The organism is Micromonospora matsumotoense, assembly GCF_900091525.1.
GTDB classification, from domain to species: domain Bacteria; phylum Actinomycetota; class Actinomycetes; order Mycobacteriales; family Micromonosporaceae; genus Micromonospora; species Micromonospora matsumotoensis.
This window is the reverse complement of the sequence record NZ_FMCU01000020.1, coordinates 96,282-106,804: the sequence shown is the minus strand read 5'-3', so window position 1 is coordinate 106,804 and position 10,523 is coordinate 96,282. Positions and strand designations below refer to the sequence as shown.

General features: G+C 73.3%; 7 protein-coding genes and 1 rRNA gene. 4 read left to right on the top strand and 4 right to left on the bottom strand.

The annotated features are described in order from the left end of the window. A 16S ribosomal RNA gene (locus GA0070216_RS28360) occupies window positions 1-131 on the bottom strand; the annotation flags it as partial. 617 nt (window positions 132-748) lie between these two features. After that, window positions 749-1,060: an SCO4848 family membrane protein gene (locus tag GA0070216_RS28355; RefSeq protein WP_245722780.1), complete on the bottom strand. Its 312-nt coding sequence runs from the start codon at window positions 1,058-1,060 to the stop codon at window positions 749-751. A 448-nt stretch (window positions 1,061-1,508) separates the two neighbouring features. Between GA0070216_RS28355 and argS the strand changes: the two genes are divergently transcribed. Further along, complete coding sequence (gene argS, locus GA0070216_RS28350) at window positions 1,509-3,227, top strand: arginine--tRNA ligase (protein WP_091252419.1); 1,719 nt, start codon at window positions 1,509-1,511, stop codon at window positions 3,225-3,227. Window positions 3,228-3,436: 209 nt separating this feature from the next. Here argS and GA0070216_RS28345 read toward each other — a convergent pair whose 3' ends face one another. Then, a complete protein-coding gene (locus GA0070216_RS28345; protein ID WP_091252418.1) occupies window positions 3,437-4,366 on the bottom strand; it encodes an SDR family NAD(P)-dependent oxidoreductase in 930 nt (309 codons plus the stop codon). Between the two features lie 110 nt (window positions 4,367-4,476). On the opposite strand from GA0070216_RS28345, the gene GA0070216_RS28340 reads away from it, so the two are divergent. Continuing rightward, window positions 4,477-5,070: a TetR/AcrR family transcriptional regulator gene (locus tag GA0070216_RS28340; protein ID WP_091252417.1), complete on the top strand. Its 594-nt coding sequence runs from the start codon at window positions 4,477-4,479 to the stop codon at window positions 5,068-5,070. Here the strand turns inward: GA0070216_RS28340 and GA0070216_RS28335 are convergent. After that, complete coding sequence (locus GA0070216_RS28335) at window positions 5,067-6,803, bottom strand: RNA polymerase sigma factor (protein WP_176739181.1); 1,737 nt, start codon at window positions 6,801-6,803, stop codon at window positions 5,067-5,069. The genes GA0070216_RS28340 and GA0070216_RS28335 overlap by 4 nt on opposite strands. 129 nt (window positions 6,804-6,932) lie before the next feature. Between GA0070216_RS28335 and GA0070216_RS28330 the strand changes: the two genes are divergently transcribed. Together GA0070216_RS28330 and GA0070216_RS28325 are read left to right on the top strand one after the other, a co-directional pair. After that, window positions 6,933-9,452 carry a S8 family peptidase gene (locus GA0070216_RS28330; RefSeq protein ID WP_141723221.1) on the top strand — a complete coding sequence of 840 codons (2,520 nt, stop codon included), beginning with the start codon at window positions 6,933-6,935 and terminating at the stop codon, window positions 9,450-9,452. A gap of 74 nt (window positions 9,453-9,526) precedes the next feature. Beyond that, window positions 9,527-10,393, top strand: coding sequence for a hypothetical protein (locus tag GA0070216_RS28325; RefSeq protein WP_091252411.1), 867 nt, complete (start codon window positions 9,527-9,529; stop codon window positions 10,391-10,393). The last annotated feature ends 130 nt before the right edge of the window (window positions 10,394-10,523 follow it).

Below are 10,523 nucleotides of genomic sequence, written 5' to 3'. Positions count from 1 at the left end.
CTAGGGCAGGTTGCTCACGTGTTACTCACCCGTTCGCCGCTCGAGTACCCCGAAGGGCCTTTCCGCTCGACTTGCATGTGTTAAGCACGCCGCCAGCGTTCGTCCTGAGCCAGGATCAAACTCTCCAACAAAAACCTGTTGAACAATCCATCCCGGCAACAAACAAATGTTGCCAAAGGAATCCCCACCAAACAAACCCGAAAGTCTGCCCAGTGCGGGGTATAAATCATAATTGGCACTGGCTTATCAAGCACCCTGTTGAGTTCTCAAAGAACAACCACACACCACCCGAAAGCCCCGACCAACAGGACCCCCGACCTGGGGTATCTCACTCCCTACACCCCGCGCTTCCGCGCCGGGCACTTTTACTACGTTACCTTACCGTCTTCGCCGTGTCAACCGGTGTGTCCCGGTGTGTCACGCTTCGTACGGCATCGCCCGCTGAGCGCACGCAGCGGCCAGCGCTGCGGTTGATCATCGGATTTGGCAGAACCGGCCGCTACGGTCTCCCGCAGGCTCGCCCGGTGCTCCGCCGATCGACAACACTACCCGGTCGGTTCCGCCCGCCCAAATCCGCCCTGCGGCGTTTCGGTGAGCCCCACCCGGTCCGTGCCGTAGTGGACTAGTGCCCCCCACGACCCGGTGCCAAACCTGGAAGCTGACTCCCGGGGCTTTCGTCCCGTTTGCCCGTTCCGCGCTGGCAGAGAGAAAGTTACGCGGTTTCGGGTTTGATCGTCAAATCCGCAGGTCATCGCCGTACAGCCCGGCGCGCTGCCCGCCATCCCCGGACGCCGAGCACTCCCACGGTGGTGCCGATGACCAGCGAGGCGGCGATCAGCAGCAGGTGTATCCAGAAGAAGCCGGTCGGTGCGCCCTCGCCGACCACCCCACCGGCCCAGGCCCGCGCGTCGTTCCAGATGGCGAGCCCGAACCTCGGCCAGATCGCCCAGGTCCACACCCCGACCCCGATGAGGAACAACGACCAGCCCCGCGACAGCACCATGGTCGCCAAGTATTCCAGCGCCCCCGGCCCCACCCGGCAGGGCGGAGATGCGCTCACCCAGACAGCCTCCCGGCGGTCGCGTTTCCGCAAGGTTCGCCGTCGGGACCGACGCGGACGCTCGGCTTCCTTCCCGATCCGGCGGAGCACGGCGACGACCCGACCCACCCGCAAGGTCCGTCGTCCGGGCCAACCGGTCCGCGCCAGCCAGGTCCCGGCTGGCCTGAGCCGGACAGCCGGGACGGACGGGGAACCGGATGTACCCACCGTCGGTCGGCCCGCTACCGTGGCGGGTATGACCAGCGCGCCCGCCCAGCACCCCGGAACGTCGTTCGACGTCCAGGTCGGTGCGGAGCGACGCCGGCGATCCGTCGCCCGCCCGCGCTGACCCATTCCCTGCGACCGGCGGATCGAGCCGCCGGTCACCGCCGCTGTCCTCGTCCGTCCGCAGGCTCTCCCGTCCCCGGAGATCCGTTGCGTTGACGGATCCGAGCAGATCGGCGTACCCATGGATCTTGAAAGGTTGCTCACCGACCGGCTGACGCCGGCGTTCACCGCCGTGGCCGGCGGCCCGGTCGACCCCGTGGTGCGGCGCTCGCCGCGCGCGGACTTCCAGTCCGACGCGGCGTTGGCGCTGGCCCGGCGGCTCGGCCGGCCGCCGCGCGAGATCGCCCAGGCGGTGCTGGACCGCGCGGTCCTCGACGACGTCTGCGCGGCGGCGGAGGTCTCCGGGCCGGGCTTCGTCAACCTGACGATCGACGACGGGGCGCTGGCCGGCATGGTCGCCGCGCTGGCCGCCGACGACCGGCTCGGGGTGCCGGTGACCGCCGACCCGGAGACCGTGGTGGTCGACTACTCGGGGCCCAACGTGGCGAAGGAGATGCACGTCGGGCACCTGCGCTCCACGGTCATCGGCGACGCGGCGGTACGGCTGCTGGGCTGGCTCGGGCACCGGGTCGTCCGGGTCAACCACCTCGGCGACTGGGGCACCCCGTTCGGAATGCTGATCGCGCACCTGGTGGACCTCGGTGAGGCGGAGGCGGCGCAGGAGCTGTCCATCGGCGACCTCGACGGGTTCTACCGGGCCGCCCGGTCGAAGTTCGACGCCGACCCGGCCTTCCAGGTCCGCGCGCGGCAGCGGGTGGTCGCGTTGCAGGGCGGCGACCCGGAGACCCGGCGGCTGTGGCGGCTGCTGGTCGAGCAGTCCCAGCGGTACTTCCTGACCGTGTACCGACTGCTCGACGTGACCCTGACCGAGGACGACTTCCGGGGTGAGAGCGCGTACAACGACCGGCTCGGCGCGGTGGTGGGCGACCTCGACCGGCTCGGGCTGCTGACCGACAGCGCGGGGGCGACCTGTGCCTTTCCACCCGGGTTCACCGGACGGGACGGCGCACCGCTGCCGTTGATCGTGCGCAAGGGCGACGGCGGGTACGGCTATCCGGCGACGGACCTGGCCGCGCTGCGGCTGCGCACCGGCGAGCTGGGCGCGACCCGGCTGCTCTACGTGGTCGGCCTGCCGCAGCGGCAGCACTTCGCGATGGTGTTCGCGGTGGCCGGGCAGGCCGGCTGGTTGCGTCCACCGGCCCGCGCCGAGCACCTCGGTTTCGGCTCGGTGCTCGGCCCGGACGGGCGGATGCTGCGCAGTCGGGCCGGTGGGTCGGTGAAGCTGGTCGACCTGCTGACGGAGGCGGTCGCCCGGGCGACCGCGCTGGCCCGGACCAAGAACCCCGCGCTGGACGAGGCGGACGCGGCCGAGATCGGCCGGGCCGTCGGCATCGGCGCGATCAAGTACGCCGACCTGGCCACCGACCGGACCCGCGACTACGTGCTGGACTGGGAACGGATGCTCGCCCTCGACGGCAACACCGCCCCCTACCTGCAGTACGCGTACGCCCGGACCAGGTCGGTGTCGCGGCGGGCCGGCACGAAGGTCGGGCCGGACGCCCGGATCGTGCTCACCGCGCCGGCCGAGCGGGCCTTGGCGTTCGAGTTGCTCGGGTTCGCCACCGTCGTCCACGAGGTGGCCCGGACGGCGGAGTTCCACCAGCTCGCCGGCTACCTGCACCGGCTGGCCACCCGGTTCAGCGCGTTCTATGAGCGCTGCCCGGTGCTGCGGGCGGACGGGGAGCTGCGGGCCAGCCGGCTGCTGCTGACCGACCTGACCGGCCGGACCCTGCGGCAGGGGCTGCACCTGCTCGGCATCCGTACGGTCGAACGGATGTGAGCGGACCCCCACCGCCGGCCGGTGGACCCGGGCCGCGCCGCGGCGCGCGGGGCGGCCCGGGGCGTCAGCCGGCCCGACCGCGCAGCTCCTCGAAGTACGGCTTCATCGCCGGGTAGTAGTCCCCGAACTCAACCTTCGGCTCGGGGCCGGCGACCACCGGGGCGTCGGAGCCGGCGGCCACCAGGAGACGGGTTTGTCGGCGTGCCCCGTCAGCGCAGCGGGGCCGGCAGTGGGCGTACCCCGGTGAGTTCTTCGGAGCGGGCCCAGAGGTCGGCCGCGAGCTGCCGGTCGGTGGCGGTGCCGCGCAGCGGCGCGAAGGTGGGCTCCGCACGGCGGAACAGCCGGCCGGGGCCGATGTGCCGGCCGGTGGGCGCGGTCGGGACGGTGGCCGCGAAGAGCATGGGCGCCGCGGCCTCGTCGAGGGGACGGCGCAGCGGCCCCATGACGACGGTCTCGACCCGGCGGGCGAAGGAGGGGAGGTCCCGGGAGAGGTCGGTCCTGGTCATCCCGGGGTGGGTGAGCAGACTGCGCACCGGCGAGCCCACGGCCCGCAGCCGGCGGTCGAGTTCCCACCCGAACAGCACGTTGGCCAGCTTCGAGGTGGCGTACGCACCGGCGGCGGAGTAGCGGCGTTCGGCGGCCAGATCGGTCAGGTCGAGCCGACCGAGCGGGTAGAGACCCGAGGCGACGGTGACCACGACCGGCTCCCGGCCGACGGTCAGCGCGGGCAGCAGTCGCCCGGTGAGGGCGAAGTGGCCCAGGTGGTTGGTGGCGAGTTGACTCTCCACCCCCTGCGGGCTCAGCCGCCGGGGGACGGTGCCGATGCCGGCGTTGTTGACCAGCGCGTCCACGAGGTCGACCTCGCGCCCCAGGTCGTCGGCGAACGCGTGGACCGAGTCCAGGTCGAGCAGGTCCAGTCGACGCACGACGAGATCGGCCCGGGGCTGGTCGCGCAGGAGTTCGGCCCGGACCCGGGCGCCCTTGGCGGTGTCCCGGACGGCCATCACCACCCGGCCGTGGCGGGCGGCCAAGTGGCGGGTGATCGCCACCCCGAGCCCGCTGCTGGCCCCGGTGACGATGAACGTCCGGCCGGACTGGTCGGTGAGATCGGCGACGGTCCAACCGGGTGCGCTGTCCATGGGGTGCCTTCCGACGGACGAATGAAGTGGATTACGTATCCGATTGAACCTCCGGCTAAACGGATTGTCAATCCGATCGGATGGGTCATCCGCCGGGTTAGGCTGGCGCGGTGACGACGACACTGCGCGCGGACGCCGCCCGCAACCGCGAACGGGTGCTGGCCACCGCCCGCGCCGTGGCGGCGGAAGGTGACCTGTCGTTACCGCTCAACGAGATCGCGCGGCGGGCCGGCGTCGGCGTCGGCACGGTCTACCGGCACTTCCCGACCCGGCGGGCGCTGCTGGAGGCGCTCGCCGCCGACGCCTTCGCCACACTGCTCGACCAGGCGCGGGCGGCGACCCGCGGGGACGACCCCTGGGACGGCGTGGAGCTGCTGCTACGGGCCTTCCTACGCGGTCAACTCGACGATCCGGCCCTCGCCGAGGTGCTCTCGACCAGTGCGGAGGAGGACGCCATCGCGCAGACCACCGCCGGCCGCGAGGAGTTGGGCGCGCTGGCCGCGATCGTGCTGGCGCGGGCGACCCGGGCCGGCCGGTTGCGCCCCGGGCTCACGCTGGACGACCTGCAACACCTGGTCTGCGGCACCGCGTTCGCCGCCCGGCTCGCCGACGCGCCGGACCGACGCGTCGAGCTGTACCTGACCGTGCTGCTCGCCGGCCTCCGCGCACCGGACCCCACCGGGGCGGCACGACCGGCCGACTAGCCGGGCCGGACACACGGGTCGACGGTCGTGGACGACGGGCTGTCCGCCGTACGGCCGTCAGTGGCGGTGACCCGCACCGTCCAGGTCACGGCGGAGGCGCGGAGCTGGCCCACGGTCACCCGGGCGGACGGCCCGTCCACGGTCATCGCCCGGCTCGCCGAGCGCCCCCCGGCGGGTGTCCACCGCACCTGCGCAGCCCCGAGGGTGGCACTGCCGGTGGCCCGGACGACCAGGCTCCAGGTGTCCGCGCCGCAGCGTACGTGCGCGTCCGCCGCCACCGTGAAGGGCGCGGCCAGCGGCAACGCCGCCGGTGGACGGGGCACGGCCGGTGATCCGGTCGGCGCGGGGACCGGCGGCGCGGCGCCGGTCGGCGGCACGGCGGTCGGCGGTGGCGTGACGGTCGTGGCCGGCACCCCCGCACCGGCCGGGTCCGAGGTCGACGCCGTCCGCTCCGGGGAACCCCCGGTCGTCGGGCCGGCCGCCGACGCCACCCCACCGGACAGGTCGCCGGTGGTCACCGCCGCCTGCTCGCCGGCCGGCCGGCCGGGCGAGAGCGCCCAGGTGCCCGCCGCGACGAGCAGCAACAGCAGCAGCAGGCCGGCGAGCCGACGCCGCCGCTTCCGGTCCCGGGCCGACGTGGCGGCGGACGTCGCGGTCGTCCGGACCGGGCGGGAGGCGGTGCCCGCCGCGTCACCCGAGGTCGCCGCCGCTGCGGGCCCGGCGGCCGACACCGCGTGGACGACCCTCCCGGGGCCGGCGGCGTCCGGGGCGTTCCCCGCGACGACGGCATCGGCGGCCGGCGGCGGGTCGGCGGACGCCGAGGTGTCGGACGACGACACCTCGGCGCGGCCGTGGGAGACCCCGCCCGCATCGGCCGGAGCGGTGCCCTCCCCCGGGGCGGTGGCATCGGGGCCCGCGGCGGCCGGATCGGTGGCGGCGGCCTGGGGGGCGGTGGGGTCCGTGTCGGCGAGTCGCGGCCACACCGTGTCGGCGACCACGAGGAACCCCGGTGCCGTGTACGCGGTCAGCAGCGCCGCCGGGTTGCACTGCTCGCGCCGGAGCAGCCCGCACCGGGCGCAGTCGTCGATGTGCCGGGCGACCCGCTTGCGCAGGGTCGGGGTGAGCCGGCCCCGCCAGTCGTCGAGCAGGTCGGCCAGGGCCGGGCAGTCCCGGGCCCCGCCCCGGGCGACGAGCAGCGCGCCGAGCGCCCGTTCGAGCTGTGACCGGGCCCGGGACAGCCGGGCGTGCGCATGGTTGGCGGGCACCCCGAGCGCCGCACCGATGTCCACGGAGGACAGGTCGTGGCGGATCGCCAGGTGCACCACCTCGCGGTCACCGGGGTTGAGCGCGGCGACCGCCAGGTGCACGAGGTCGCGTACCTGGTCGGCGTTGACGGCGGCGGCCGGGTCGGCGGTGTCGGCCACCGGCTCAGCCGCCTCCGTCAGGGGCGCGGAACGCGACCGCTCCCGCAACTGCCGCAGGCATTCGGTCCGCACGATCGCGTACAGCCAGGACCGCAGCCGGTCCGGGTCGCGCAGCTGGTCGATGCGCTGACCGGCGAGGAGGAACGCGTCGTGGACGGCGTCCGCCGCCGCCTCCGGCTCGCGCAGCATCATCCGGGCGTACGTGTAGAGCCGGTCGGCGTACCGCCGGTAGATGCCCTCCAGGCCGACCCGGTCGCCCCGTCGCAGCGCCTCGACCAGCGCCCGGTCGTCCTGCGCCGTCACATCCATCCGTGCCCCCACCGCTCGTCCACCCGTCCAGTAGAGCGAAGAAAAGAAATCCCGGGAACTTTCTGTTGGCATGCCGACCCCCCGGTGCTCCCACCGGTGTCATCGCACCGCCGACCCCGGGAGACACCCATGAGCACGACACGTTCCGCGACCCACCGACCGGGCGTCGGCAGACGCCGTTATCTGGCCACCGTAGTGGTGGCGACACTCGCCGCCGGACTCGTCGCGACCACCTCGGTGGACGCCACCGCGGCCACCGCCCCGGGCGGCCCGACCGGGGTGCCGGGCGCCACCAGCGCCGAGCCGCTGGCCTTCCGGGTCGACCCGGGCCTGTCCGCACCCCGACTGTCGCTCGACCCGGTCGGCCGGCTCGGCACCGGTCGGGAGGTCGGGGTGGTGGCCGGGCCGGACGGAAAGCCCGCCGGCCTGGTGCTCGACGAGGTCATGGTGCGGGTCGCCGACCAGGCCGCACTGGACGCCTTCCTGGCCCGTTGGGGTGGCCAGGTGCTCGACTCGTTCACGCCCGACGACCAGGGGCAGGACCATCTGGTCCGGGTGGACGCCAACCGGGCCGACCCGGCGGGGCTGGTCGCCGACCTGCTCGCCGCCGAGCCGCGTCAGGCCGGCGGGTACCGGGTCGGCGACGAGCGGGCGCTGCGGCTGCTCGCGCTGGCCGCCGCCGAGTGGCGCACGGGCACCGAACTGGTCCTCGACTGGCTGGTGGAGCCGTCCGGCATCGCCGACGGCCAGGTGTTCGAGGCCCCCGACATCGGCAAGAACGTCTTCGACTGGACGTTCATGCGGGCCGGTGGCGCGCTGGACATCGGGGTGGCGCCGGCCTGGCAACTGCTGGAGAGCAAGGGCCGGCTGACCAAGCAGGTGAAGTACCTGGTGCAGGACGGCGGGTTCCAGTCCAACGCCGACTTCCCGAGCAAGGTCTCCCTGCACACCGCGGAGTGGGGCGAGACCAACACCAACGACTGCACCGGCGGCTCGGCCTGCCCGTGGCACGCCACCGACGTGGTGCTCGCCGGGATGGGCCGGGTCGACAACGACTACGGCACCGCCGGTCCCGCCGGGCCGGTGGTCAAGGAACTGGTGGGCGTCCGCAACGGCATCGACTACTGGACGGTCCTGCGCCGGCTGGAGAAGGCCGCCGAGGCGACCCACCCGGACGTGGTCAACCTCAGCTTCACCCGGGACGTGAACCTCGGCGTCAGCCATGCCCGTACCTGGACCGACCGGCGGATGAAGCACGTCCGGGACACCGGTGCGCTGATCGTCGCCGCCGCCGGCAACAACGGCACGAACGTCGACGGCGACACCCTCTGGGTGCCCTGCGAGAGCACCCACGTCATGTGCGTCGGCGGGATGAACACGAACGCGACCGTGGCGGGCGGGTCGAACTGGGGCACCAAGAACCTCACCACGTCGGTGGAGATCTACGGTCCGATGTGTGTGGCGGGCCTGACCGATCCGGGCACGCCGGCGGTCAACACCACGAAGACCACCTGCGGCACCAGTGTCGCCTCGCCGTTCGTGGGCGGCGTCGCCGCCCTGGTGATGGCCGCCGACCCGACGCTGACCTCCGAGCAGGTCCGGACCATTCTCAACGACACCGCCCACGTCGGCGGGCTGGGCGCCAAGGTGACCGGCAGCCAGCGTCGGATCGACGCGCTGGCCGCCGTCGCCGAGGCGTTGGGCGTCACCGTCGGCAAGCCCACGGTGAACATCAGCACCCCGAAGACCAAGCAGAAGTTCGGGGTGAACCAGTCGGTGGACCTGTGGGGCACGGCCACCGACTTCCTGGGCAAGGAGATCCCGCTCAGCTGGACCAGCAGCATCGACGGTGCACTGGCCACCGGGTCGCAGACGTTCGTGCCGTCGCTCTCCGCCGGCAGCCACGTGATCACCGCCAGCGCCACCGACAGCCTCGGGCGTACCGGCTCGGCGGCGGTGACCGTCACGGTGGTGGACAGCCCGACGACGGTGGGGATCATCTCGCCACCGGCGGGGTCGACCCTCCCGGCGGGGCAGTCGGTCGGGCTGCTCGGCACCTCGAACGACCCGGACCTCTTCGGGCAGCTCCCGGACGCGAAGGTGTCCTGGACGGTCCGGCGCGGCAACACGGTGGTCCTGGAGAAGACCGGCCACCAGGCGCTGCTGCCGGCGAACGCGGTCACGCCGGGGACGTACACCGTGACGTTCGCGGCGGGTGGCGCCAGCGTGCAGCGTGCCTTCTCGGTCACCTCGGCACCGGCCGGGCAGTCCCGGCCGATCGCCACGATCACCCTGCCGGCACCGGCCCTGGAGCTGACCACGATCGAGTCCGGGCCGAAGTCGGTCGCGTTCGTCGGGACCGGGTTCGACGCCGAGGACGGCGTGGTCGCCGGGACCCGGTTCCGGTGGACCGCGTACGGCGACGGCGGCGTCAAGCAGGTGCTGTGCCAGGGCAGCGGGGTGCCCACCGGCGAGCCGGTCGACGACAAGGGCACGCCGAAGAACTGTGCGTCCTTCACCGCGGCGCTGGCCCAGCTGGCCAGCGGGACCGACACCACCACCTGGTCGGTGTGGCTGGAGGTCTTCGACGCGACGGGACTGGTCGGCACGGACTCCGTGCCGGTCCGGATCCGGCGGGTCACCCCCTGACGGTCCGTTTCCCCATCCGAACGCCGCCCGGGACCGACCGGTTCCGGGACCGCACGACACGAGGAGAGCACATCATGCGCAGACAAGAGTGGACGCGGCGGACGGTCGCCCTGGGTGGTGCCCTGCTGAGCGCGGTGGTGCTCGGTCAGGTCGCGCTCAGCGGGCCGGTGGCGGCGGTGCCCGGCCTGCTGATCCGCACGACGGTCGGGCCGAGCAACAGCGTCGCCAAGTCGCAGAACGCGGTCTGCCCGACCGGCACCACGGTCATCGGCGGCGGCGGGGCGGTCACCGGGTCGGGCCTCGGCCAGGTGGGCATGGACATCGTGCAGCCGCTGGCCGACGCCGGCCTCTACTCGGTGACCGGGCGCGAGGACCCGAACGGAGTCGCCGGGAACTGGGCGCTCACCGCCAGCGCGATCTGTGCCCCGGCACCCTCGGGTCTGGAGGTGGTGACCGGCCACTCGGCGACCAGTTCGGTCAACCCGAAGTTCCTGGAGTTGTTCTGCCCGGCGGGCAAGCGGGCGATCGGCGGCGGTGGCGCTGCCCTGGCCCTCGGCTCGGGAGCGAGTGACGTGCTGCTGGAGGACCTGCGGATCAACCAGAGCAGCGTGACGGTGGCGGGTGTCGAGGCCGGCAACGCCTTCGCGGGCAACTGGTCGGTGGACGCCTCGGTGATCTGTGTCGACCCGCTCGCCGGTGAGCAGCGGGTGATCGTGGACAGCGCCGACAACTCGACGGCCAGCCGTGCGGTCACCGCCACCTGCCCGGCCGGCAAGCGCCTGCACGGGGTCGGCGGCGAGATCGTCGGCGGCGAGGGCCAGGTGCGGCTGACCGAGATGCGGCCCACCTCGTCGACCACGGCGACCGTCCGCGCCGCCGAGGACGAGAACGGCTTCAGCGGGAACTGGAAGGTGCGCGCGTACGCGGTCTGCGCGACCTGAGCGACGGGCCGTCTCCTGCCGGCCCCGCGACCCGTGCCGACGAACCGGTACGGGTCGCGGGCCGGCGGCGTCGGTACCCACGGGATCGGGCTGGACCGGGCGACGGCGGAGGGTTGTGTCGACCTCCACC